We start from the raw sequence: 24329 nt of genomic DNA on the forward strand, positions 1-24329 counted from the left end.
CATCCGGCCCTCGCGCAGCGGGAGCGAAACGTCCGCCTTGCCGAAGCCACCGGTGCACCCGCTCAACCGGGCACCTGCACTGCCTGCGTGATCCACGCCACATAGGCGTCATAGGCCTCCGCTGGCGTCTGCAGGTGCCCTCCGGCCACCTCGAGGTAACGCTTGTGGGGGTTGTCCGGCAGTCTGTCGAAGAAATAGCTCCGGATGTGCTTGAACAGCGGGTCCTTCTCGCCCACGGCGATGAAGACCGGCAGGCCGGGAGGCAGCTTCGGCGCCGTGACGGACATTTCGGCGTCCGAGGCCGGATCGAAGTACGAGAGGTAATTGCGCGCCGACATGATCAGCCGCTGCTGTCGCCCCTGGTTGATGTCCCAGAAGCGCTGCGTCTCCTCGCCCTTGCCTGCCGCCACCAGGTCCCGCGCCTCGGCGATGCTGTCGTGCACGGCGGACAGTGCCGGGGCGGTGTCGTACAGAAGCGGCACATGGCCGGGCGCCAGCCCCACGAGCGCCTGCACGTCACCGCCGCGGGCGGCATGCGCCATGGCGATGGGCACGCCCATGCTGTGGCCCAGCAGCACGATCTGCGTCGCCCCCTGGCTGCGCAAGGCTCGGACATGCCCGGCCACCTCCTCCAGGGCCTGGTCCAGGTCGCCCTGCAGATAACGGTTGCGCGACCAGGGCATGTCCGGCAGCAAGGCCAGCCACCCCAGCGACTCGAACTTCTGCTGGAACGGCCGGAAGTTGGGGTCGTCCGGACTGCCCGGGCTCTTGCCATGCAGCATCAGCACGCCGATGCGCTGTCCCTGCGCCTGCGCGCGCATGCCCCAGGTCAGGGCCGAAGTCATGGCGACCGCCGTCCGGGTGAACGCCCTGCGGGAATACCTCGCCACCTGCACCTCCTTCGTTGTGGGCCGAGGATTATTGCCGCAACCCGGTGCGCCACGCCAATCGTGCGCCCGGCGCTCGGCAGTCCACCGTGTCGGCCAGTTCGATCCTGGACTCCCCCTCCCCGAGGCACTCTCGATGCCCCAGCTGCTCCCTGGGGTCGTCGGGGTTGATCTTGACGGGCCTGGAGCTGACCACCACCCGCTCGCGCTGCAGCGCGAGCGGGTCATCGCACTGGCCTGGAGCGGCCCGCGCCGAATCCCGACACTGTCAGGCACGCGGCGCGTCGCGTGCCCGGCAGCCGGCGGCGCCGCGCCGTGCAAGAAGTGCCCTGCCTGTCGGACTTTTGCATTGTGCTGTAATGCAAGCGCCGTGCCCCGCAATGGACGCACGAAGCAGGATCCGGTGGGCGCTGGATGCAGGTGCCTTTTTCGCCGGACACCGCACGCATGGAAAACGTCGCCTCGCCCCGCGCTGACATGCCGGCAGCCGCCGGCACGGAGGCACGCGAGCGAATGCAACACGCCTATGCCAGGGTACGCAGCGATACCCTGGCACTGGCGGCGCCGCTGACCGCGGAAGACCAGTGCATCCAGTCGATGCCCGATGCCAGCCCGACCAAGTGGCATCTCGGGCACACCACCTGGTTCTTCGAGGCGGTGGTGCTGCAGCAGCACGCAGCGGGCTACCAGCCGTTTCACCCGCGCTACGGCTTCCTGTTCAATTCATACTACAACGCGCTCGGTGCCCGCCATCCACGCCCGCAGCGCGGTCTGCTGAGCCGCCCGGCGCTTGCCGAGGTCCAGGCCTACCGCAGGCATGTCGACGCCGCAGTGCTGGCCTTCATCGCGCAGGTCGACCGGGCGCGCTGGCAGGCGGCGGCCCCCTTGCTGGAGCTGGGGTTGCAGCACGAGCAACAGCACCAAGAGCTGATCCTCACCGATATCCTGCACCTGCTGTCGTGCAATCCCCTGCTGCCGGCCTATCGGAGCGAGCCACCGGCCGGAGCGGCCGCGCCGCCGCTGCACTGGCTGGAACGGGACGGCGGCGTGGCCGAGGTCGGCCATGCGGGAAACGGCTACGCCTACGACAACGAGCGGCCGCGCCATCGCGTGCTGCTGGCGCCGCATGCCATCGCCAGCCGCCTCGTCACCTGCGGCGAATACCTGGCCTTCATCGAGGACGGCGGCTACCGGCGACCGGAGCTGTGGCTCTCCGACGGCTGGACGACCGTGCAGGAGGCCGGCTGGACGCATCCGCTCTACTGGATCGCTCCCGACGACGCGCGCGCGCCTGCATCCGGCTGGCAGGTATTTGGCCTGGGCGGCGTGGCGGCGCTCGATGCGCAGGCGCCGGTCAGCCAGCTCAGCTTCTACGAGGCCGCCGCGTATGCCGCCTGGGCCGGCGCGCGCCTGCCGACCGAATTCGAATGGGAGGCCGCCAGCGCCGACCCGGCATTGCGTCAGGCCACAGGCCATGTCTGGCAGTGGACGCGCTCGTCCTACGACCCCTACCCCGGCTTCCGGCCGCTGGCGGGCGCCGTCGCTGAATACAACGGCAAGTTCATGGTCGGGCAGCTGGTGCTGCGCGGCGGCAGCCGGGCCACGCCACCGGGCCACACGCGGTCGAGCTACCGCAACTTCTTTCCGCCGGGGGCGCGCTGGCAGTTCGCCGGCCTGCGACTGGCGCGGGACCTCGCATGAACGCCGTCACGCCCGAGCCGACGGCGCCGCCGGTCGCCGCGGCCTGCGACGCCTTTGCGCGCGACCTGTTGGCGGCCCTGGCGACCCGGCCGCGCCGCATCGCGCCGAAGTACTTCTACGATGCCGCGGGCTCGCGCCTGTTCGACCGCATCTGCGAGCTGCCGGAGTACTACCTCACCCGCACCGAGCTGACGCTGCTGCAGGCCCGTCGGACCGAAATCGCCGAACGCATCGGGCCGCAGGCCGAAATCATCGAGTTTGGCGCCGGTTCGCTGCACAAGGTGCGGTTGCTGCTTGCCGCGCTGGACGGCCCGGCCGCCTACCGACCGATCGACATTTCAGGCCCCTTCCTGCGCGATGCCGCCAGTGCGCTGCAGCGCGACTGGCCCCACCTGCCCGTGCAGCCGATCGTGGCGGACTACACGCAGGCGCTGCAGCTGCCGCCGCACCGCGGCCCGGGGCGCCGGCTCGGCTTCTTTCCCGGCTCGACCATCGGCAACCTGGCGCCCGAGGCCGCGCTGGATTTCCTGCGCCGCGCGGCCGCCGTGCTGCGCGGTGGTGCGCTGCTGCTCGGCGTCGACCTGGTGAAGGATCCGAGCGTCCTGCACGCGGCGTACAACGACGCCGAGGGGGTCACCGCGGCCTTCAACCGCAACCTGCTGGTGCGCGCCAACCGCGAGCTGGGCGCCGATTTCCAGCCCGACCAGTTTGCCCACAGCGCCTTCTACAATGCGCCGCTGCAGCGCATCGAGATGCACCTGATGAGCCGCCGGCGCCAGCAGGTCCAGGTTTGTGGCGAGCGCTTCGAGTTTGCCGCGGGCGAGACGCTGCATACCGAGAATTCCCACAAGTACACGATCGAGGGCATGCAGGCGCTGGCGCGGCGCGCGGGCTTCACGCCGCTGGCCGCCTGGACCGATGCCAACCGCTGGTTCGGCCTGCACTGGCTGCAGGCTCCCGCAATGGAGACCTCCGCATGAAAGCCATCTGGAACGGCGCCGTGATCGCCGAAAGCGACGACATCGTCCTGGTCGAGGGCAACCACTACTTCCCGGCCGAGTCGCTGAACCGCGACTACGTCAGCTTCAGCAACCACCGCAGCACCTGCGCCTGGAAGGGCGAGGCGAGCTACTACTCGCTGCTGGTGGATGGCGAACTGAACCGCGACGCCGCCTGGTACTACCCCGACCCCAAGCCCGAGGCCGAGATGGTGCGCGGCCGCGTGGCGTTCTGGAAGGGCGTCGACATCGTGCCCTGAGGAGCCACCGCACGGCAGCAAAAAACCCGCCTCGCGAGGCGGGTTGCGGGATGGCGGCGCCGCAACGGGCGCGCGCGGCTCACTTGGCGGCGGTCGCCGCCTCCTGGCGCAACAAGGCGTAGAGTTCGTCCTTCAGGCGCAGCTTCTCCCGCTTCAGCGTCTCGATCTCGGTATGGATGCCGCCGGCGTCCCGGTTCCCCATTTCGGCAATCTGCTGGTCCAGCTGATTGTGCTTTTCAAACAGGCTCAGGAAGCGCTGGTGCGTGCCTTCGCCCTTCAGGCGCTCGATCAGGTCGCGATACTCAGGAAACATCGGTTCTCCTTGCTGGGTGAGTTGGCACCCTGATGGTAACTCCAGACCCGGCCCCGGTCGACGCTCCGCCATTTCAGCGCGATTCGACCACGCAGTCGGCGAAGTAGCGCACGCGCCCGGGCTCGTCCGCGACCTCGACCAGGCCGTGGATGTCGGTCTCGAAGCCGGGGCACAGCAGCGCCAGCTCGCGCGCGAACTTCAGGTAGTCGACGATCCGGCGGTTGAACACCTCGCCCGGGATCAGCAGGGGAATGCCCGGCGGATACGGCGTGATCAGGCTGGTGGCCACACGCCCCTCCAAGTGGTCGATCTCGACGCGCTCGACCTGGCGGCGCGCGATGCAGGCATAGGCGTCGGCCGGGATCATGGCGGGCTTGAGCTCCGACAGGTACATCTCGGTCGTCAGCCGGGCGATGTCGAAGCGCGCGTAGAGCTCGTGCACGTGCTGGCACAGGTCGCGCAGGCCCATCTTCTCGTAGCGCCGGTGCTGGGCGCAGAACTCCGGCATGATGCGCCACATCGGCTGGTTGCGGTCGTAGTCGTCCTTGAACTGCTGCAGCGCCGTCACCAGCGTGTTCCAGCGGCCCTTGGTGATGCCGATGGTGAACATGATGAAGAAGCTGTAGAGCCCCGTCTTCTCCACCACCACGCCGTGCTCGGCCAGGAACTTGGTGACGATGCTGGCCGGGATGCCGGTCTTGTCGAACTTGCCGTCCAGGTTCAGGCCGGGCGTGACGATGGTGGCCTTGATCGGGTCCAGCATGTTGAAGCCCGAGGCCAGGCGCCCGAAGCCGTGCCAGCTCTTGGCCTTGGCCGTGCCGTTCTTGATGATCCAGTCGTCGGCGCGGCCGATGCCGTGCTCGACCAGCTGCTCCGGCCCCCAGACCTTGAACCACCAGTCGCTGGCGCCGTAGTCGGCCTCGACCTTGCGCATGGCGCGGCGGAAGTCCAGCGCCTCGGCAATGCTCTCCTCGACCATCGCCGTGCCGCCGGGCGGCTCCATCATCGCCGCCGCCACGTCGCAGCTCGCGATGATGCTGTATTGCGGGCTGGTCGAGGTGTGCATCAGGTAGGCCTCGTTGAACAGGTAGCGGTCCAGCTTGACCTGCTGCGAGTCCTGCACCAGCACGTGGCTGGCCTGGCTGATGCCGGCCAGCAGCTTGTGCACCGACTGTGTCGAGTAGACCACCGAGTGGCGCGGCCGCGGGCGCTTCTTGCCCATCGCGTGGTAGCTGCCATAGAAGGGGTGGAAGGCCGCGTGCGGCAGCCAGGCCTCGTCGAAGTGCAGGTTCTCGACGTAGCCGTCGAGCTGGCGCTTGATGGTCTCGGTGTCGTAGAGCACGCCGTCGTAGGTCGACTGGGTGAGCGTCAGGATGCGCGGCTTGACCGCGTCGGCGTCGACGTGCTGCAGCAGCGGGTTGGCGCGGATCTTGGCCTTGATCGCCTTGGGTTCGAACTCGCTTTGCGGGATCGGGCCGATGATGCCGTAGTGGTTGCGCGTCGGCCGCAGGAACACCGGGATGGCCCCGGTCATGATGATCGCGTGCAGGTTGCTCTTGTGGCAGTTGCGGTCCACCACCACCACGTCGCCCGGCGCCACCGTGTGATGCCAGACGATCTTGTTGCTGGTGCTGGTGCCGTTGGTGACGAAGAAGCAGTGGTCGGCGTTGAAGATGCGCGCGGCGTTGCGCTCGCTGTCGCCGATGGCACCATCATGGTCGAGCAGCTGGCCCAGCTCCTCCACCGCGTTGCAGACGTCGGCGCGCAGCATGTTCTCGCCATAGAACTGGTGGTACATCTGGCCGATCGGCGATTTCAGGAAGGCCACGCCGCCGGAATGCCCCGGGCAGTGCCACGAATACGAGCCGTCCTCGGCGTAGTCGAGCAGCGCCTTGAAGAACGGCGGCTGGATGCCCTCCAGGTAGTTCTTGGCCTCGCGCACGATGTGCTTGGCCACGAACTCGGGCGTGTCCTCGAACATGTGGATGAAGCCGTGCAGCTCGCGCAGCACGTCGTTGGGCAGGTGCTGGCTGGTCTTGGTCTCGCCGTGCAGGTAGATCGGCACGTCGGCGTTCTTGCGCCGCACCTCGGCGATGAAGTGGCGCAGGTTGCGCACGGCGGTATCCGTCTCGGGGTCGCCCCCGAGCTCCTCGTCGTCGATCGACAGGATGAAGGCGCTGGCACGGCTCTGCTGCTGCGCGAACTGGCTCAGGTCGCCGTAGCTGGTCACGCCCAGGATCTCGAAGCCCTCGTCCTCGATCGCCTTGGCCAGCGCGCGAATCCCCAGCCCCGAGGTATTCTCGGCGCGGTAGTCTTCGTCGATGATGAAGATGGGAAAGCGAAACTTCATGGCTTGCGGCCTCCGGCGCCGAAACGATGGGCAACCCGTTAGTGTACGAAAAGCAGGGCATGCGATGGAGCTGAGGCACGGATCGCCGACAATCGGCCCCGCAGGGGCGCCGAGGCAGCGCATCCACGCAAAGGAGGACACATGGCGGATTCGACGATCTGGTGGGTGATCACCGGCGTGCTGGTGGCGCTGGAACTGGCCAGCGGCACCTTCTACCTGCTGATGCTGGCGATCGGCTCGGCGGCCGGCGCCGTGGTCGCGCACAGCAGCCTGGGGCCCACGGGCCAGATGGCGATCGCCGCCGTGGTCGGCGGCGTGGCGGTGTTCGCCTGCTACCTGGTGCGCCGCCGCCGCCCGGGCGACCCCTCGCCGCGCGCCGACCGCAGCGTCAACCTGGACGTGGGCGAAATCGTCCGGGTCGAGGAATGGGATGTGAACGGCGCCGCCCAGATTCGTTATCGGGGCGCGTCCTGGACCGCGGTGTATCGCGGCAGCGGCACGCCGCAGCCCGGGCGCTTCCGCGTGGCGGAACTGCAGGGCAACCGCCTGGTGCTGGAATCCGCCTGAGCGCCCGCCGACCGTCTTCGTCACAAGGAAAGGATCCTCATGGAAATCGCACTCGTCCTCGTCGTCATCGCGGTGATCTTCATCACGCGCTCGATCAAGGTCGTGCCGCAGCAGACCGCCTGGGTGGTCGAGCGCCTGGGCAAGTACCAGTCCACGCTGGCCCCGGGCCTGAACTTTCTCGTCCCCTTCATCGACCGCGTGGCCTACAAGCACAGCCTGAAGGAAATCCCGATGGACGTGCCCAGCCAGGTCTGCATCACGCGCGACAACACCCAGCTGCAGGTCGACGGCATCCTCTACTTCCAGGTCACCGATCCGATGCGCGCCAGCTACGGCTCGTCCAACTACGTCACCGCCGTGACGCAGCTGGCCCAGACCACGCTGCGCAGCGTGATCGGCAAGCTGGAGCTGGACAAGACCTTCGAGGAGCGCGAGATCATCAACGCGCGCGTGGTCGAGGCGATCGACGAAGCGGCCTTGAACTGGGGCGTCAAGGTGCTGCGCTACGAGATCAAGGACCTGACGCCGCCGGCCGAGATCCTGCGCGCCATGCAGGCCCAGATCACGGCCGAGCGCGAGAAGCGCGCCGTCATCGCCACCTCCGAGGGCAAGCGCCAGGAAGAGATCAACCTGGCCGAAGGTCAGAAGCAGGCCGTGATCGCCAAGTCCGAGGGCGAGAAGCAGTCGGCCATCAACCTCGCCCAGGGCCAGGCCGCGGCGATCACCGAAGTGGCCAACGCCACGGCGGTGGCGCTGGCGCGCGTCGGCACCGCCATCCGCCAGCCGGGCGGCGGCGAGGCGGTGCAGCTCAAGGTGGCCGAACTCGCCGTCAATGCCTACAGCAAGCTCGCGACGGAATCGACCACCACCCTGGTCGTGCCCAGCAACATGACCGAAGTCGCCACCCTGATCAGCTCGGCCATGAAGATGGTGCAGGCGCAGCAGCCGAGCCAGCCCTGAGCCCGCACCCGCCGCGCGCGGGCGGCCCTCGCCCGCTACAATGCGCGGTTCCACGGAGAGGTGGATGAGCGGTTTAAGTCGCACGCCTGGAAAGCGTGTGTGGGTTAACAGCCCACCGCGGGTTCGAATCCCGCCCTCTCCGCCAGTACGCAAGCGCAAGTCGTTGAATCGACTAACTAATTCAGGAGGCTGGAAATGACAGCCCCACATCTAGCCCCTCATCCTTGTGATGTTTGGGGCTTTTTTGTGAGATGAATCGCTCCGATAGCTGATGTCCCAGCAAGTGGTGTAAGTCTTTTGCGGCGGCAAGCAACCTGAACGCCAGCCGGCAGGGGCCGCCACAGATCGCCTTGCCGCCACGGAAACCAGGGTCATGGCGGACCGATACACTCGCCCGCAGGCCAGCAACTGAAAGGACGACATTCATGTATTGGCGACTCCCGGGTCTCGCCACCGCACTGCTGCTGGCCTGCACGGCCCAGGCGGCCGACGCCTACAACGGCCGCGTGCACGGCAGCTTTGCCGGCCAGGCGATCGACGTGCCGGTGCTCTGCGAGTCGCCCCTGCTGGCGGGCCAGAGGGGCAACTGGTTCTATGCGCAGTCCGACCCGCCCACGCACGAATACGCCGAGGACCGCAACGGCGACGGCGTCGCGGTGACGGTCTCGTTTGCCGGCAACGAGGCGAAGTTCATGCTGTTCCTGGGCGGCCAGGACCACAACTTCGGCAACACCCGCAAGGACCAGATCGCCGTCACCGACACCGGCTTCATTCTCACCATGACGGCCTCGCGCTATGAAGGCCGGGGCACGAAACGCCAGAAGGTCGGCGAAGACGAGATTCGCCTCGTGGTCGATTGCCCGCGGCCGTAAACCGGCACACCCCCTGGGCCGCCGCGCCCCACGTGCCGGCAGGCACCGGCCCCTCGGGGATTCTGCGGGTCATGCGTCGTGCGCGAGGCAACCGATCGTGACGAAATGACGCGGCCTCGCGTTCAGGAAGGCGCCGGTCGGTGTCGCAGTCGCGCTACTGCAGGCGCCGAGGCAGGCGTGCCAGGCCCGGCACCGTGCGCGCGCCCAGGCCGAGCACGGCGGCCACCAGGAAGAACAGCCCGGCCGTGCCGGTGACGGCGCCGATCGAGCCGAACAGCATCGGCAGCGCGAAGCTGGATGAATTCATGGTGAGCGAGCGCAGGGCCATCGCCTCGCCCTGGCGCGCCGGCGGCGCGGCGTCATGCAGCAGGCTGAGCACCATGGGCTGCACCGCGCCCAGGGTGGCGCCGAGGATGGCCGAGCACGCGCCCATGCCGAGCGCACCAGGCATCCACGGATAGGCCAGCAGCACGGCCCCGGCCATCAGGGTGGTCGCGTAGATCACCTGCCACTCGGCAAAGCGGCGCGCCAGCAGGGGCAGCGCCATGCGCACCAGTGCGGCGGCCAAGGCAAACGCACCCATCATCGCGCCGATGGCCGAGGCCTCGAGGCCGCGCTCGTGACCCAGCAGCGGCAGCACGAAGGTATGGGCGTCCCAGGCCGCGCTCTGCAGCCAGTTGGCGATCAGCAGGCGGCGCATCGCATCCTGCCCGAGCAGGTCCCACACCGACTGGCGTGCCGGTGCCTGGACCGGCGCCGCCTGCAGCGCCTCGGGTGCGCGCCGCAGCAGGGCCCAGCAGACCAGCGGCAGCAGCGCCAGCAAGCCGAACGCGGCGCGGTAGCCGAGCAGGTCTCCGGGCTGTGGCCCGGCGTGGTCGATCAACAGGCCAGCCGCCAGCGGACCGACGAAATTGGCCGTGGCCGGGGCGATGGCGATCCAGCTGAAGGCCAGCTTGCGCTCGGCCACGTCGGCGGCCGAGCGCCCGACGTGGCGCTGCAGCGCGATCTGCGCCGTGTTGGCGGCCGCGCCGAGCAACAGGGCCGAGGCGCACAGGACCCAGAAGACCGGCCACAGCGCAGCCATGCCGGCGCCCAGCACGGCGGCGGCGACGGCGATCGCGAGTGGTCGATGCAGGCCGTGGCGATCGGCCAGCCGTCCCGCGGGCAACGCCAGGAACACTGCGGACAGCGCGTAACAGGCGAGCAGCACGCCCACGGCCGCCGCGCTGTGGCCGAGCTTGAGCGCCAGCAGCGGCGCCGCCAGGCGCGCGCCGGTCATGGCGCTGTGCACGCACACCTGCGCCAGCACCAGGCGCAGCAGCTGGCGTCCGGTCACCGCGCGCTCCCGCACGCCATCGCAGGATCAGCAGCGGTCAAGCGTCGGCATCCCCGGCGGCGTCGGCCGGCAGCAAGGCCTGCGCCTCGGCGCCGGGCAAGGCCTCGACCTGCCGGAGCGCGCGGTTCATCGCGTTGCTGCGCGTGCGCGCCTTGTCCAGCGTGTTGAGCACCGTCTGGGTCTGGTCGCGCACCTTGGCCAGCACTTCGCCGAACTTGCCGAATTCGGTCTTCACCGCGCCCAGCACCTGCCAGACCTCGCTGCTGCGCTGCTCCAGCGCCAGCGTGCGAAAACCCATCTGCAGGCTGCCCAGCATGGCCAGCAGCGTGGTCGGGCCGGCCAGCGTGACGTGGTGCTCGCGCTGCAGCGATTCCATCAGCCCGGGACGGCGCAGCACCTCGGCGTACAGGCCCTCGCTGGGCAGGAACAATAGGGCGAAATCGGTGGTGTGCGGCGGCTCGACATACTTGTCGGCAATGCTGCGTGCCTCCAGCCGCACGCGCTGCTCGAGCGCCCGGCCCGCCGCCTCGGCACCGGCCACGTCGGCCCGCTGCTGGGCGTCGAGCAGGCGCTGGTAGTCCTCGGTCGGGAACTTGGCATCGATCGGCAGCCAGACCGGCGCGCCGTCTTCCCCGCGGCCCGGCAGTCGAATGGCGAAGTCGACCCGCTCACGGCTGCCTGGGCGCGTGGCGACCTGCGGCGCGTACTGGCCTGGCGCGAATACCTGCTCGAGCAGCTGGCCGAGCTGCGCCTCCCCAAAGCCGCCGCGCGTCTTGACGTTGGCCAGCAGGTGCTTGAGGTCGCCCACGCCCTGTGCCAGCGCCTGCATTTCGCCCAACCCCTTGTGGACCTGCTCCAGCCGCTCGGCCACCTGCTTGAAGCGCTCGCCCAGGCGCTGCTCGAGCGTGGCGTGCAGCTTCTCGTCCACGGTCTGGCGCATCTCGTCGAGCTTCGCGCTGTTGCTGGCCTGCAGGGCGCCAAGCTGCTGCTCCAGCGTGGCGCGCAACTCGGCCAGGCGGCGCGCGTTGGCTTCGCTGAGCTGCTGCAGCTGCTGGCTCAGGGTCTCCGACAGGCTGCCGCGCAGATGCGCGAGCTGCTGCGCAAAGGCGTCGATCTGGGCGTTCTGGGTACGCGTGGTTTCCTGCGCCTGCTGATTCAGGTTGAGGCCGAGCGCCTGCAACTGCGCCACCAGGGTATCGCCCAAGGTGCCCCGCAGTTGCAGCAGCTGCGCGGCCAGCGCGTCGACCTGGGCGTTCTGCGTGCGCACCGCCTCGGCGCCCTGGGCCGTGACGGCGGCCTGGAAGCTGGCCAGCGCCTGCGCCAGCTCCTGCCGACTGGCGCGCGCGCCCTCGCCCAGCTCCTGCCGCAAGTCGCGTTCGAGACGCGCGGTCGCCTGCTCCATGAGGCGCGCGCACTCGTCGCGCGAGGGCGCGTCGCCGGCCCGGCGTGGACGCCGCAACAGCAGGACCAGCAGCAGCAGGAGACTGATCAGCCCGACCACCAGGCCAAGCCAGGGCAGCGCTTGCGTCAGCGTCATCGGAGGCGTCCCGCCACACGCGGAGCGGCCAAGCCGAACCCGGGCTGCGCGCGCAGCCACGCACCGCCGCCACAAGACACCCGGGCCATCATGGCCGTCATTGTAGGAGTGCGGGCCGGATGCATGGCACGCGCCCCGCCCGCCGCAGCCCCAGCGTCCGACTCCCGCCAAGCCGGCAAGGCGGGGTAGGCAGAACGGCCGATGGTGCGTGCCGGTCGTCAATTGTTAAGATTTGCGACAAAACCGAGAACAAGAGATTCATGTCGCCCCCGTCCAATCGTTTCGGGCGCCATGCCGCCCTGGCCATGGCCAGCCTGTGCGTGGCCGCTTGCAGCCCGCGCGGCGAAGGCCCGCCGCCTGCCCCGGCAACCGTGGCCTCGGCGCCTGCCGGCGCCGCGGCGCCAGCCTGCCAGAGCCTGCGCGCCTTCCACGCCGGCACGCCGACGCGTCTGGATATCACCACCGATGGCAACGACGAAGCCTACACGGTGCGATTCGAGCTGACCGAGGGTGAGCGCAGCCTCGCCACGGCTGGCCTGAACCTGCCGCTGGACACGCCCGAGAGCATCGCCATCGGCACCGAGCAGTTTCCCGAATTCACCACGGTCTGCGCCGGCCATGTGTTCGTCCTTAACCTGCCGGCCGAACGCGGCGGCACCCTGGTGATCGCCAACCTGCGCGAGGGCGAGCTGGCGCTGACGCAGGACCGCTACATGAGCGGCGACGAAGACACGGCGCGGCTCGCCTGGCGCGACGGCGCGCTGCTGGTGACGACCTCGACCGACGGCACGCGGCGCCTGCTGGAGGACGCGCGCGGCGACGCGGCGGTGCCGCGTGGCTTCGTGCCCGAAGTCCTGGCTTGCACCGCCAGGGACGATGGCGGGACACCCTGGCTCAGCCTCGGCGTCGACATCGACGGCGGCGTGCGCGAGATCGAGTATGCCGCCGTCATGCCGGGTAGCACCGGCTGCAACCTGAGTGCCGCGCGCAACGATGGCGAAAGCCGCTGGCAGGACCAGGGCAGCGCCACCCTGATCGACTTCGGGGACGAGAGCGAACCCGAGGCACCCTCGCGCCTGCGCATCGAGCGCGACGGACCACGCTACCACATCGACGCCAGCCAGTTGCTGGCGCACCCGCAGTTCTGCGGCCAGAGTGCCCAGTTGCCCGAACACCTGACGCTGGAGCGCGCCGGAGGGCCGTGCACCGACCTTCGGTGGCCGCAATGATGAGCGTCCGGGTGACGTGGACGCTGCCCCGGGTGGCACGCTGGGGTGCGCTGCTGGTGCTGGCGGGCACCATCGGAGCAGCCCGGGGCGCGCCGCTGGCCCCGCCCGAGCCGGGTTTCCGCTGCGCCGAGGCGCGCAGCGTCGCCGAACGCCTGGTCTGCGCCCGCCGCCTGCTGGCGCTGGCCGACGGACAACTGGCCCAGCTCTATCGCCAGGCTCAGCAGGCCGCGCCCGAACGCGACGCGCTGCGCACCGAGCAGCTCGCCTGGCTGAAGCGCCGCGATAGCGCATGCATCGGCCAGCGCACGCTGGCCCAGGCCGAGGCGGATTCGCGGGTGCACGCCTGCCTGCTGGACACCTACGTGGCGCGCCGGCGCGCCCTGCGCGACATCGTCCAGCCGCCGCTGCTGCCTTCGGGCCTGATGGCGCTGCCGGATGCCGCGCGCCGCCAGATCGCGCTGGATCGGCGCGGCTGCGCGGCGACGCAGGGCCGCCTCTCCGGCGACGGGCGCGTGCTGGCGCTCGAGGTCGGCTGCGAGGCGCCGCGGCCGGGACGGCGCATCTGGTTGCTGCAGCCGCGCGGTGCCCAGGAATTCGACGTCCAGGCCGGCACGCCGGAACTGGGCGCCAGCGACCCGCACGGCGAGCAGGTGGTGGGCACCGGCACCGAGCTGCTGTGGGATCGCGACCAGCTCTACATCTTCAGCTCGATGGAGGCGCCAGGCAGTGCCGCCAGCGGTGCCGTTCACTGGGCGCCCGTCACCTTCGTCGCCTCGATGGCCAACGGCCCGGCGCGCCTGGCCACCGTACCCGAGCGCCTGACCGTGCTGCTGGAGTTGCAGCGCCAGGTGGGGCGCGGCATCGGCGATGCGGCGCCGGCCGACGAGGATCCGGACCTGGTCGGCGGCAGTCCGGTCGCGCTGGCGCGCCAGCTGTTCTGGCTGAGCGACGCCGCGCGCGGGACGATCTCCCTGGCAACCCAGGCCCAGGGCCAGCGTACCAGCCGGATCCTGGCCATGGGGAGCTGGGAGCTGGCGCGGCTGGCGTGGGATGCCCGGCGCCTGATCTACCCGGGCGGCGCCGAAGGCCTGCTGCTGCTGGACACGGACACCGGCATCACCCGCCGCATCGCCGGCACCGGGGCCGGCGACGTGCCGCTGGCCTGGCAGCCGGACGCGCGCCGCCTGGCTTGGCTCAGCCCCCGCCCCTGCGGCGGCCTGCCCGCCAGCGCCGGCTCGCACGTCTGCGTGGCGACACTCACGGAGCTGGGCCGATGACCGTCTTGTCAGCCTGGGTTGGCGTCCGGGCGCGGCGCTTTTTCAGCCTGCTGGCGCTGCCCGCGCTCGCCGTCCACGGCGCGGCCGCGGGCCCGATTCAGCCTGAAACCGTCGAAACCCTACCGATCGCACCGATCACCCAGGTTCACGGCAACACCCCGTGGCCCGAAGCCAGCCTGTCGCCCGGTGGCCAGATGCTGGGCCTGAGCGACGGCCGGCAGGTCTGGCTCTATCGGCGCGACAACCGCCGCCGCGTTGCCGTCACACCGCCGCAGGCCGTGCGCAGTGCGCCGTTCGACCCCGCCGCGCTGAACGCGCTGGAAGGCCTGGCCTGGAGCGGCGACGCCGTGCTGTACGCCTGGGCCCGCATGCTGGGCGGCAGCCAGCAGGCCTTTGCCGCCGACCGCGACGGCGCCCTGGGCCCGGTGCTGGCGACGCCCGAGCGCTGGCCACACGACGATGCGCTGCCGGCCGAGTCCTACCCGATCCCGGACCCCGACAACGCCTACGAAATCCGGGCCAATGCGCACCATGTGGTGTGGCGGCGCAACCGCGGCCACGGCAGCATGGATCTGATGGCGGCGCGGGCGGACGACCCGCCGCGCGTGCTGGCAAGCGGCGGCTGGGAGCTGGAGGACGCCGTGTTCGACCGCCCGGGCTCGCGCGTCATTTTTCCCACCGACTCGGGACTCGTGGTCCACGCCCTGGACACGGACACGGCGCGGACGGTAGCCGGCACGTCGGCGGGCGACGTGCCGCGCGCCTACGATCCCGCCAGCCGCTGGCTCGCGTTGCTGCGGCCCGAAGGGGGCTGCGCGACAGATTCGCCCGACGCCAAGGCGGGCGGCTGGCGCATCTGCCTGCTGCGCCTGCCGCCGGACGCGGCCGACTGAACACGCGTTCTCATGACCCTGGAACAGATCCTGAACCTGGGCCTGCTGGCCCTGCCGGCGGTCATCCCGATCGTGGTGCTGCTGCTGGTCTGGCGCAAGCTGGCCACCGCGCTCCAGTTGCAGCGGGCCCTGCTGCCGCGTGCGGGCTGGAAGCTGCGGCTCATCGTGCTGGCCGGCGTGAGCCTGTTCATCGGCCTGATGATCGCCACCGCCGCCGGCGCCATCCACCCGCCCATCGTGGCCCCGGGCGCGCGCCTGGTGTGCGACGGCGCGGTCGAGATGCGCTCGCAGGCGTATTCATACAAGCCCGGCCAGCGCGGCGTCTCGCATACCATCACCTGCGCCGCCCCCGACGGCAGCCAGCAGGAAATCACCCTGTCCGCCATTCTGGCCTCGACCCTGCTGTACGGCGGCGGCCTGTTCACCGTGCTGCTGCTCTGGAGCGGCCTGCGCCGCACCCTGCGCTCGGCCGCCGTGCAGGATCCGACCGGGGCGCCGGGCATGGTGCGCGACTTCAGCTCGTTCGACGCGGGCGGCCGTGCCACCACCCGCACCACGGTGTCGGTCGACGGCGTGCGCCAACTGGACCCGCAAGCGCTCGGCGAGCTGGGCCGGCTGGTGCGCCAGAACCTGGGCGACGCCCTGGGGGCGCGCGTCGAGCAGGCCCTCGCCTCGGCGGCTCGGCAGGGAGCGGGGGCACCCGTGGTCGTGCCGGACGACGCTCCACCCAGCGACAGCCGCAGCACGGCGGGCCGCCTGCGCGAGCTCAAGCGCCTGCTGGACGAAGGCCTGGTCAGCGCCAGCGAATATGAGGCCAAGAAGGCCGAAATCCTGGCGCGCCTCTGACTTGCATCCCATGGCCCCGATCATCCGCCTTGCCGCCGGCAGCACGCACAGCATGCTGCTCACAGCCGACCAGCAACTCTGGGCCATGGGCCAGGGCTCCTGGGGCCAGCTCGGCGACGGCACGGACGCCAGCCGATCCACGCCCATCCGGGTGCTGGACCAGGTGCGCGACATGGCCCTGGGCGCCGAGCACAGCCTCATCCTCAGGACCGACGGCAGCCTGTGGGCCTGTGGCTGCAACGACCAGGGACAGCTCGGCGACGGCAGCGAACGCGACGCGCGCGTACCGGTGCCGGTGCTGGACGGCGTGCAGGCGATCGCCGCCGGCGCCGCCCACAGCCTGGCGCTGCGCAGCGATGGCAGCCTCTGGGTGTTTGGCTGCAACACCTGGGGCCAGCTCAGCCTCGGCGACGAGCAGGCGCGCGAGCGGCCGCAGCGCCTGATGGACGGCGTGCGCGCCATCGCCGGCGGCGAGGAACACAGCCTGATCGTCACCGAGGACGGTCGCCTCTAGAGCTGCGGACGCAACCAGTGCGGCCAGCTCGCGAGCGGCAACCACCAGGCCTGCCAGCGACCGCAAGCGGTGCTGGACGGCGTGCGCGCCGTGGCGGCCGGCGCCGGCCACAGCCTGGTCCTGCGCACCGACGGCAGCGCCTGGGCCGTCGGCCTCAACGACAGTGGCCAGCTCGGCGACGGCAGCCGCTACGCCCGCCACACCGCGTGGCGGCTGATGGACGACGTGCAGGCCGTCAGCGCTGGCGCGTTCCACAGCCTGCTGCTTGCAGCGGATGGCCAGCTCTGGGCCTGCGGCCAGAACCGGCATGGGCAGCTGGGAGACGGCGACGCCCAGGACTGCAGCCGGCCGCGCGAGGTGGCCGCGTCGGTGCAGTTGCTGGCTGCGGGGGGCTACCACAGCCTGGTCGTCACGACCGATGGCACGGCCTGGGTCAGTGGCAGCAACGGTGCCGGCCAGCTTGGCCTGGGGCCCGGCCTGCGCAGCATCGACCGCTTCCAGCCACTGACGCTCGAAACCTGACCCCAGGTCGCTGTGCTGCCTCCTGCAGAGCGGGTGCAGCCAGTGACCGGCGAGAGCGCGGCCTCGGGTGCCCCGACTCGCCTGCGCCGCTGCCGCCGGAATCGCGTCGTGTCGCACGTGATACAACAGCGCCTGCGACTGGCACGCGCCGGACTCCCCCAGCCCCACACCACCCCAACGACATGCGCACCTTCCAGGACCCCCGGGGCCAGCGCTGGCAGGCGGCCTTGCTGGAGGCCTCCTATGGCCACATCATGCTGCTGTTCAACCCGATCGAGGGCAGCGAGGTGCGCCAGAAGCTACTGGACGCCGACCACCTGGCCGAGGCCGAACAGTGGCTGCCGACGCTGGACGATGACGCCCTGCGCGCCCTGCTCGCCCAATCCTCGCCCTGGGACCCGGCGACCTCGGGAAATGTGTGACGGCGCGGCGGCGCGCGCCGCTCAGCAGCGCATCGCCGTGACGGCCGCGTTGCGCAAGCCATCCATCGTGGCCTCGTCCAGGCCGACGTTGTTGTGCTCGAGCACGCGCTCGGCACGGTAGCTGGAGCGCACCAGCGGACCCGACACGACCTCCATGAAGCCCTTGGCCAGGGCCATCTCGCGGTACTTGCGGAATTCGTCCGGCGTGACGTAGCGCTCCACCGGCAGGTGGTTCTTGGTTGGGCGCATGTACTGGCCCATGGTCACGACGTCGACGTTGGCGGCGCGCATGTCGTCCAGCGCCTCGTCGATTTCGGCGTCGGTCTCGCCCAGGCCCAGCATCAGGCTGGTCTTGCTCACCACCTGGGGCGCGTAGCCCTTGGCGAACTTCAGCACGTCCAGCGTCTGCTCGTAGCCGGCGCGGATGTCGCGCACCGGGTGCGTCAGGCGTCGCACCGTCTCCAGGTTCTGCGCATAGGTGGCCAGCCCCGCGTCCAGCACCTTCGCCACCAGCGCATGCTGGCCCTGGAAATCAGGCGTGAGCGCCTCGACGGCCGTGTCCGGCATGCGCTCGTGGATGGCGCTGATGCAGGCGGCGTAGTGGCCGGCACCCAGGTCGGGCAGGTCGTCGCGGTCGACCGAGGTCAGCACCACGTACTTCAGGTTCATCAGCGCCACCGCGTCGGCGACGTTGGCGGGCTCCTTCGGATCCAGCCAGCCCTGCGGGTTGCCCGTGTTGACCGAGCAGAACTTGCAGGCCCGCGTGCATACCGAGCCCATCAGCATCAGGGTGGCGGTGCCGCGCCCCCAGCACTCGGCGATGTTCGGACACTTGGATTCGGAACACACCGTGTGCAGCTTGTGCGAGCGCACGATGTCCATCACCTCCTGGTACTTGGCGCCATTGGGCACGCGCACACGCAACCAGGACGGCTTGCTGGAGACGTCGGGGATCTGCGTCAGCGCGCTCGGCTTGATTCCGTCCATGACCGCGCTGCCGCCCTGCTCGGTGACGAACTTGGTGCCGGATTCCGGGCGGCGCCGGGCCGTATACGACATCTCACTCATGCTGGCTGGACCTCAGGTTTGCTGCGCGAATCGCACTGAAAAACTGTATACAATTTTGCCTGCAAGCCACGCTGGGCGCAAGGCTTGTCCCTGCCGCGACTATGCCTGAAGGCATCCGCGCGCGCACGCTTCAACCCCGCACGCCGCCTGGCCGGCAGGCAGGATGCAGGCTGGCCGTCGCGGACGGCCGCGCTCCCATGCGCGCGAACCAGGGGCCGATGCGCGGCAGCCCGCGGTCGAACGGCTGGCCGACCGAGGCCGCGAAGTCGAGCCACACGTAAAGCCAGATGTCGGCGAAGCTGAAGCGCTGGCCGGCCAGGAAGGGGCCGCCCATCATGGCGTCGAGCCATGCGAGGCGATCCTGCGCCACGCGCTTGAGGCCGTCGGCGGCCAGGGGCGCGACCGGGATGCGATCCTGGAAGCGCGCCAGCCCCTCGGCGTAGTGATAGGCGTTGTGGATGTTCTCGGTGATGTTGAGCTCGGCGCGTCGTTGCCATTGCCGCGTCCGCGCCCGCTCCTCCGCGGTGCGGCCGATCAACGCGGGCTCGGGATGGCGCTCTTCCAGATACTCGACGATCGCGACCGACTCGGCGATGCACGTGCCGTCGTCCAGCAGCAGGGCCGGCGTCTGACCAGCCGGGTTGTGCATCAGGAACGGCGCGGCGCGGTTTTCGCCGGCAAACACGTCGACCTGCTGCGTCGGCAGCACCAGGCGTTTTTCCAGCAGCGCCATGCGCAGGCAGCGCGGCGCTGGGCTGAGGGCATCAAGCAGCAGCATGGATCATCGGGTCAACCGGGCCGTGGACGGACAGGACCACGCCATTGGCGCAGCTTCATCGCAACGCACGACCGCCCATTCTGGCCGGATGCGCGATCGGCGCCAGCGCCCGGTCCGGGTGACCCCGGCGCTGCCATGGGCGCCGGGCGCCAAGAGGCGCCGGCATCAGGCCGCCAGTTCCAGGGCCACGCGGCAGGCCTTGCCACTGCGCCCGCGCGGCACCTCGCAGCCGAGTTCGCCCAGCACGCGCACCGGCTGCGCGCCCTGCATGCGCGCAAAGCGCTGCAGCGCCGTGCGGCAGCGATCGACCGTGGCCTCGGCCGCAGCACCAGTCTGCGGCAGGCGCAGCACCAGGGTATCGGGGCGGTGCTGGCGCAACTGGAAGTCGAACACGCCGCACTCCTCTTCCATCACCGTGCACAGCGACAGCGGCAGCAGGCTCACGGTCTCGCCAGCGCGCTCCGACGGCACGCGCATCACGTCGTCGCTGCGGCCGTGCACATCGACCGTCGGCAACGCCGAGCCGCAGGCGCAGCGCTCGGGATGCACCAGGATGCGGTCGCCGAGGTCGTAGCGGATCAGCGGTTGCACCCAGTTCGCCAGGTTGGTCAGCAGCACGCTGTGCGAGCGTTCGCCCGGCAGCACGGGTCGGTGCTGCTCGTCCACCGGCTCCAGGAACACCCAGTCGGCGTTCACATGCAGGCGTCCGTGCGAGCATTCCCAGGCGATCGGCAGGAATTCCGAGGTCCCATAGCTGCCGCGTACCGGCGCATCGAACACGGTGCCGACGCGCTGGCGCACGGCATCGCTCAGGGTTTCGCCCCCGGTGAGCACGCAGCGTGGCCGGATGTGCAGGCGGCCAGCCTCGGCCTCGTCGGCCAGCATCGCGGCCGCGGTGGGATAGGTGGCCAGCACCGTGGGCCGGAATGTGTTGAGTCCCTCCACCAGCGCGTCGATCGGCTGCAGCAGGCTGAAGGTGCGCGAAACCTGCGCCAGCCACGGATTCAGGCGCCGCAAGCGCTCGAAGCTGACGACGCTGGCAAAGTGGCCTCCGGTCGCCGTCACCAGCGCATGGCGATCGCCCGCACCCAGCATGTCGAACGGACTGAAGCCGCCGAACAGGCTCCTGCCGTGGCGCGATGGCGCGCTGTGGCGCACCGCTTCCAGCGCGTCGTACACGGCCATCGCGCGCGCATCCTGCACGAAGATGCCGGGCTGGCCGCTGGTGCCCGAACTCTCCCAGACCACATAGCGGCCAAGCCAGGCATCGGCCGCGCGCTGCGCATCGCGCACGAAAAGCAGCAGATCGTCCAGCCGCAGCTGCGGGTCGGTCACCCAATCGTCGAAGCGCCCCATCAGCTCGGCACGCGTCACCGGTGCGATCTGCGCCAGGGGCAACGTGCGCGGGTCGGCGCCGCCGATGCGCTCGCGGTACAGCGGCGATGCGCTGGCCGCTTCCAGCAGCATCTGCAGGCGTCGCTGCTGGCGCTCGCGGATCAGCGGCCTGGGTGCGTGCGTTGCGACCACCACGTCGAGCATGGCGCCATGCAGGTGCAGGGCCTCGAAGACCGGGGACTGCGTCGCGCTCACGGCGCCGGCCTCCTCGCCGCGTGCCGGGCGCGGCGCACCTGCGTGGCTCGGCGTGCCTTCATGGGCACGCCGGACCTCCGGAGCGCGCCGCGTCGCCTTGCCGTCTCGGGAAAAAACCGACCATCACCGAACTCCACTTCAACCGTGGGTCGTCAAGAACGCCGACGCATCGCGCCGGCCCTTGCCGCGAATGTGAAATTGAACTGAGCATTATTTCTTAAGGGCACAAATCCTTCTTGACAAATCACAAACCCCTGTGCTCCGCCAGACATCTTATGATGCCACGCAAGTCGCAGCCGATATCCGGCCGACATGACATCTCCGCAACGCAACCCACAACAAAGGCCCCGCCGCCATGGATCGACACAATCCCGACATCGCGCAGGCTGCCCTGCGCGGCCAGCGCGAACCGGGCCGGGCGCTCAAGGTAGCCGACCCGTACCGAATGGACGAGACGCCCACGCGCAAGCTCGACCGCCTGGTGCAGACGGGCGTCTCGCCAGCCTTCGGCAACCTGTCTCCAATCGCGCTCAGCCTGGCCTGGGCGGACTGGGCCTGGCACCTCGCGGCAGCGCCGGGGCGCCAGCTCGAACTCGCGGCGCTGGCGGCGCGGCTGGCACTGGACACGGCCCAGTTGCGCGACGGCAACGATGGCGATCTGGGCGCGCGCGACGAGGACCCGCGCTTTCGGGCCGACGAGTGGGCCCACTGGCCGTTCAGCCAGTGGCGCGTGGGCTTTCGCAACGTCGAGGCCTTCTGGCGCGAAGCCGCCAAGGTCCCGGGCGTGAGCAAGCACCACGGCGAGATGGTGGACTTCTTCGCACGGCAGTGGCTGGACATGCTGTCACCGGCCAACCGCCTGGCCACCAATCCGGTGCTGCTGCGCCACACGCTGGAATCGGGTGGCACCAACCTGGTGCGCGGTGCCATGAACTGGCTGGCCGACGCCACCGGTGTGCCGACGCAGGAGGACATCGCCAACCAGGGGCGCTTCGTGGTCGGTGGCAATCTCGCCGTGACGCCCGGCAAGGTGGTCTATCGCAATCACCTGGTCGAACTGATCCGCTATGCGCCGCAGACCGAAAGCGTGCACCCGGAACCGATCTTCATCGTGCCATCGTGGATCATGAAGTACTACATCCTCGACCTGTCGCCGCACAACTCCATGGTGCGCTATCTGGTCAGCCAGGGCCACACGGTGTACATGGTCTCCTGGCGCAATCCGGACGAGTCCGACCGCAACCTGTCGATGGACGACTACCTCGAACTGGGCGTGTTCGAAGCCATGCGCGCGGCCGCGCACGACGCCGGCAAGGCGCCGCTGCACGCGATGGGCTATTGCCTGGGCGGCACGCTGCTGGCGATCGCCGTGTCCGCGCTGGCGCGTGACGACGGCATGGCCGGCTACGCCGACCTGCCGGCGCCGCGCACGCTGACGCTGCTGGCGGCCCAGGTCGATTTCTACAAGCCGGGCGAACTGGGCCTGTTCATCGACGAGGGCCAGATCAGCCTGCTGGACAACGTCACCCGCGGCCAGGGTTTCCTGACGGGCAAGCAGATGTCCGGCTCGTTCCAGTTCCTGCACTCGCGCGACCTGGTGTGGACGCGCCGGATGCGCGAATACCTGGTGGGCGAGCGCGAGCAGGGCAACGACCTGATGGCCTGGAACGCCGACACCACGCGCCTGCCGGCGCGCATGCATCACGAATACCTGATCGCTCTCTACATGAAAAACGCGCTCGCCAACGGCCGCTACGTCGCCGGCGGGCGCCGCGTCTCGCTGTCCGACCTGAAGATGCCGATCTTCCTGGTCGGCACCGAGCGCGACCACGTCTCGCCCTGGCGTTCAGTGTACAAGCTGCACCAGCTCACCAGCGCCGAAATCACCTTCCTGCTGACCAGCGGTGGGCACAATGCCGGCATCGTCTCGCCGCCGGGCCATCCGCGGCGCCGCTACCGCATCGCGACCCAGCCTGCGCAGGCGCAGTGGCTCAGCATCGACGAGTGGCTGGAGCGTGCCGAAGGATTCGAAGGGTCCTGGTGGCCGGCCTGGCAGGGCTGGCTGGCGCGGCATTCGAGCGAGCGGGTCAAGGCCAAGCCGATCCCCGCCAGCCGCGCGCTGTGCGACGCGCCGGGCGAGTACGTGATGCAACGCTACGCGGAGTAGGCAGCGCGCTGCGTGCGCGGGTCGTACAGCCAGCGCCGCAGCTTGCGCGCCGAGACGCGCCCAGCATCCGGGTGGCGTGGATTGAGCAGCAGGTTGCTTTCCTCGGGCACCACCACCGATGGCACCTCGGCCAGGCAGCTGACGCCAGCCTGGACCCAGGCCGTGCCCCAGGCAATGCTGATGCGTCCTGGCGGCAGGGCATCCCAGCCGACCTGCGCGGCCGCATCGAACACGGTGCGCGTCGCCCACAGGTCGGCCGGCACGTCGAGCCGCACGAGGTAGCGGTTCAGCGGCAGAGCCACGCCGCCGCCCAGATGCACGACCGTCTCGAGACATGCGAGCGCGCGCGAGCTGCTGGCATACACCAGCGGCGTGCCGCGTGCATTCCAGCGTCCGCCGACGCGCTCGGCGCCCTTGCCGTCCAGGTCGTCGGCGGTGTAGTCGGGCGTATCGGTGGCGATGCGCCAGAAGGCGAGCGCCGGTGCGTCCGCGGTCGCCATGTCGGACGCGCGCTCAGGCGTAGACGCCCGACCTCATCTGCAGCAGCAGCGTGGCCAGGGCCTCGCGCCCGTCCGCGGTGCCCAGCAGTTCCTGCGGGCAGCGACCGCCCAGCGCGGCCACCGGTTCGGCCATCCACATGGCAAACCAGCGCGCGGCGTCAAAGTCGGCCGGTGCCTCGCCCGACTCGCGCACCATGGCCTCGACCTGCCCGATCAGGCGCGACAGGCCGACCAGCTTCTCGCTCTCGCTTTCCGACAGGCTGCGGCGCGCGGCGATCTTGCGCTCGACCGTGGAGCGCGCCAACCCGGTCGCCCGCAGGAACTGCTCGCGCGACAGGCCCATGGCCGCGCTCATGTCGGCCACCGCGCGTGCCGGCACCCCGCGCCGCACGAGGTCGACACGCTCGAGTGGCGTGAGATGAAACGCCCCACCCTGCCCCGGGCCAAGCGGGCGCAGCGCGTGGAGCGCGCCCTGCTCGCGCATGGCGCCGCGGCGGGCCGGCGAGGAACTGGTATGGACAGGCATGGTCGACCTCCAATTGAGATTAAATATATGCTCAATCGAGACAAAAAACAAGTCGATACCGCCTGGGCGCAAGATGCGTGGGCCCCTGGTGCGTCAGGGTGGGTCGGCGCGCGACCGCGCCTGCGACCCGAACCGGCATGGCCGTCCAGCAGGCATTCCCGACGCTGGCGACGCGAAAGCCGCGGGCGATCGCCTCGGGCGTGGCCGCCCGCACCT

Annotated in this window: 24 protein-coding genes, 1 tRNA gene and 1 pseudogene; 15 read left to right on the plus strand and 11 right to left on the minus strand. The window is 70.0% G+C overall.

All coding sequences use genetic code 11. The annotated features are described in order from the left end of the window. Nucleotides 1-62 precede the first annotated feature (62 nt). Entirely contained in the window at nucleotides 63-845 is a 783-nt protein-coding gene (locus PKA16_RS04810) for an alpha/beta fold hydrolase (protein ID WP_324400942.1), read from the minus strand. 555 nt (nucleotides 846-1400) lie between these two features. Between PKA16_RS04810 and egtB the strand changes: the two genes are divergently transcribed. From egtB to PKA16_RS04825, 3 genes are read left to right on the plus strand one after another with little or no spacing between them, the layout of a single operon-like run. Next, nucleotides 1401-2588, plus strand: a complete 1188-nt coding sequence (gene egtB, locus PKA16_RS04815) for an ergothioneine biosynthesis protein EgtB (RefSeq protein WP_324400944.1) — start codon at nucleotides 1401-1403, stop codon at nucleotides 2586-2588. Then, nucleotides 2585-3568 carry an L-histidine N(alpha)-methyltransferase gene (egtD, locus tag PKA16_RS04820; RefSeq protein WP_324400945.1) on the plus strand — a complete coding sequence of 328 codons (984 nt, stop codon included), beginning with the start codon at nucleotides 2585-2587 and terminating at the stop codon, nucleotides 3566-3568. Before egtB ends, egtD begins: the two co-directional genes overlap by 4 nt. Then, a complete protein-coding gene (locus PKA16_RS04825) occupies nucleotides 3565-3846 on the plus strand; it encodes a DUF427 domain-containing protein (RefSeq protein WP_324400947.1) in 282 nt (93 codons plus the stop codon). Before egtD ends, PKA16_RS04825 begins: the two co-directional genes overlap by 4 nt. 79 nt (nucleotides 3847-3925) lie before the next feature. Here the strand turns inward: PKA16_RS04825 and PKA16_RS04830 are convergent, their stop codons facing one another. Together PKA16_RS04830 and PKA16_RS04835 are read right to left on the minus strand one after the other, a co-directional pair. After that, nucleotides 3926-4159 carry a DUF465 domain-containing protein gene (locus PKA16_RS04830; RefSeq protein WP_324400948.1) on the minus strand — a complete coding sequence of 78 codons (234 nt, stop codon included), beginning with the start codon at nucleotides 4157-4159 and terminating at the stop codon, nucleotides 3926-3928. A 73-nt stretch (nucleotides 4160-4232) separates the two neighbouring features. After that, entirely contained in the window at nucleotides 4233-6509 is a 2277-nt protein-coding gene (locus PKA16_RS04835) for an arginine/lysine/ornithine decarboxylase (protein WP_324400950.1), read from the minus strand. A gap of 141 nt (nucleotides 6510-6650) precedes the next feature. Here PKA16_RS04835 and PKA16_RS04840 point away from each other — a divergent pair, with 141 nt between their 5' ends. From PKA16_RS04840 to PKA16_RS04850, 3 genes are all read left to right on the plus strand, one after another. Beyond that, nucleotides 6651-7076, plus strand: a complete 426-nt coding sequence (locus tag PKA16_RS04840; RefSeq protein ID WP_324400952.1) for an NfeD family protein — start codon at nucleotides 6651-6653, stop codon at nucleotides 7074-7076. A 39-nt stretch (nucleotides 7077-7115) separates the two neighbouring features. Beyond that, nucleotides 7116-8036 carry a slipin family protein gene (locus tag PKA16_RS04845; RefSeq protein ID WP_324400954.1) on the plus strand — a complete coding sequence of 307 codons (921 nt, stop codon included), beginning with the start codon at nucleotides 7116-7118 and terminating at the stop codon, nucleotides 8034-8036. Nucleotides 8037-8090: 54 nt separating this feature from the next. Continuing rightward, nucleotides 8091-8181, plus strand: a tRNA-Ser gene (locus PKA16_RS04850). A 36-nt stretch (nucleotides 8182-8217) separates the two neighbouring features. Here the strand turns inward: PKA16_RS04850 and PKA16_RS04855 are convergent. Continuing rightward, a complete protein-coding gene (locus PKA16_RS04855; RefSeq protein ID WP_324400956.1) occupies nucleotides 8218-8463 on the minus strand; it encodes a hypothetical protein in 246 nt (81 codons plus the stop codon). Between PKA16_RS04855 and PKA16_RS04860 the strand changes: the two genes are divergently transcribed. After that, nucleotides 8462-8908, plus strand: coding sequence for a hypothetical protein (locus tag PKA16_RS04860; protein WP_324400958.1), 447 nt, complete (start codon nucleotides 8462-8464; stop codon nucleotides 8906-8908). The genes PKA16_RS04855 and PKA16_RS04860 overlap by 2 nt on opposite strands. Before the next feature lie 154 nt (nucleotides 8909-9062). Here the strand turns inward: PKA16_RS04860 and PKA16_RS04865 are convergent, their stop codons facing one another. After that, complete coding sequence (locus PKA16_RS04865) at nucleotides 9063-10244, minus strand: MFS transporter (protein ID WP_324400960.1); 1182 nt, start codon at nucleotides 10242-10244, stop codon at nucleotides 9063-9065. Between the two features lie 37 nt (nucleotides 10245-10281). Next, on the minus strand, nucleotides 10282-11781 hold the full coding sequence (rmuC, locus tag PKA16_RS04870; RefSeq protein ID WP_324400962.1) for a DNA recombination protein RmuC: 1500 nt from the start codon (nucleotides 11779-11781) through the stop codon (nucleotides 10282-10284). A 260-nt stretch (nucleotides 11782-12041) separates the two neighbouring features. On the opposite strand from rmuC, the gene PKA16_RS04875 reads away from it, so the two are divergent. The 7 genes and pseudogenes from PKA16_RS04875 to PKA16_RS04905 all read left to right on the plus strand — a co-directional run bounded on the left by PKA16_RS04875 (nucleotide 12042) and on the right by PKA16_RS04905 (nucleotide 17484). Beyond that, nucleotides 12042-13010, plus strand: coding sequence for a hypothetical protein (locus PKA16_RS04875; RefSeq protein WP_324400963.1), 969 nt, complete (start codon nucleotides 12042-12044; stop codon nucleotides 13008-13010). An 11-nt stretch (nucleotides 13011-13021) separates the two neighbouring features. Continuing rightward, a complete protein-coding gene (locus PKA16_RS04880) occupies nucleotides 13022-14287 on the plus strand; it encodes a lysozyme inhibitor LprI family protein (RefSeq protein WP_324400965.1) in 1266 nt (421 codons plus the stop codon). Beyond that, a complete protein-coding gene (locus tag PKA16_RS04885) occupies nucleotides 14284-15180 on the plus strand; it encodes a hypothetical protein (protein WP_324400967.1) in 897 nt (298 codons plus the stop codon). The genes PKA16_RS04880 and PKA16_RS04885 overlap by 4 nt, the downstream gene beginning before the upstream one ends. Before the next feature lie 12 nt (nucleotides 15181-15192). Continuing rightward, a complete protein-coding gene (locus PKA16_RS04890; protein WP_324400969.1) occupies nucleotides 15193-16026 on the plus strand; it encodes an SHOCT domain-containing protein in 834 nt (277 codons plus the stop codon). 10 nt (nucleotides 16027-16036) lie between these two features. Further along, nucleotides 16037-16540, plus strand: a complete 504-nt coding sequence (locus tag PKA16_RS04895) for a hypothetical protein (protein WP_324400971.1) — start codon at nucleotides 16037-16039, stop codon at nucleotides 16538-16540. Nucleotides 16541-16552: 12 nt separating this feature from the next. Next, nucleotides 16553-17062 (plus strand): annotated as a pseudogene (locus PKA16_RS04900) (hypothetical protein); the annotation flags it as partial. 182 nt (nucleotides 17063-17244) lie between these two features. Beyond that, nucleotides 17245-17484: a hypothetical protein gene (locus PKA16_RS04905; RefSeq protein WP_324400973.1), complete on the plus strand. Its 240-nt coding sequence runs from the start codon at nucleotides 17245-17247 to the stop codon at nucleotides 17482-17484. A gap of 21 nt (nucleotides 17485-17505) precedes the next feature. Here the strand turns inward: PKA16_RS04905 and lipA are convergent, their stop codons facing one another. From lipA to PKA16_RS04920, 3 genes are all read right to left on the minus strand, one after another. Next, nucleotides 17506-18552 (minus strand): lipoyl synthase, encoded by a 1047-nt coding sequence (gene lipA / locus PKA16_RS04910; RefSeq protein ID WP_324400974.1) that lies wholly within the window; start codon nucleotides 18550-18552, stop codon nucleotides 17506-17508. 130 nt (nucleotides 18553-18682) lie between these two features. Continuing rightward, complete coding sequence (locus tag PKA16_RS04915; RefSeq protein WP_324400976.1) at nucleotides 18683-19330, minus strand: glutathione S-transferase family protein; 648 nt, start codon at nucleotides 19328-19330, stop codon at nucleotides 18683-18685. 165 nt (nucleotides 19331-19495) lie between these two features. Beyond that, nucleotides 19496-20920, minus strand: coding sequence for an AMP-binding protein (locus tag PKA16_RS04920; RefSeq protein WP_324400978.1), 1425 nt, complete (start codon nucleotides 20918-20920; stop codon nucleotides 19496-19498). A gap of 355 nt (nucleotides 20921-21275) precedes the next feature. On the opposite strand from PKA16_RS04920, the gene PKA16_RS04925 reads away from it, so the two are divergent. Then, a complete protein-coding gene (locus PKA16_RS04925; protein ID WP_324400980.1) occupies nucleotides 21276-23087 on the plus strand; it encodes an alpha/beta fold hydrolase in 1812 nt (603 codons plus the stop codon). Here PKA16_RS04925 and PKA16_RS04930 read toward each other — a convergent pair. Further along, entirely contained in the window at nucleotides 23075-23587 is a 513-nt protein-coding gene (locus PKA16_RS04930) for an RES family NAD+ phosphorylase (protein WP_324400983.1), read from the minus strand. The two genes, PKA16_RS04925 and PKA16_RS04930, sit on opposite strands and share 13 nt — an antisense overlap. A gap of 13 nt (nucleotides 23588-23600) precedes the next feature. Next, nucleotides 23601-24113 carry an antitoxin Xre-like helix-turn-helix domain-containing protein gene (locus PKA16_RS04935; protein WP_324400985.1) on the minus strand — a complete coding sequence of 171 codons (513 nt, stop codon included), beginning with the start codon at nucleotides 24111-24113 and terminating at the stop codon, nucleotides 23601-23603. Between the last annotated feature and the right edge of the window lie 216 nt (nucleotides 24114-24329).

The sequence above is a fragment of the Ottowia sp. genome (genome assembly GCF_035325765.1).
Lineage (GTDB): Bacteria > Pseudomonadota > Gammaproteobacteria > Burkholderiales > Burkholderiaceae_C > Ottowia.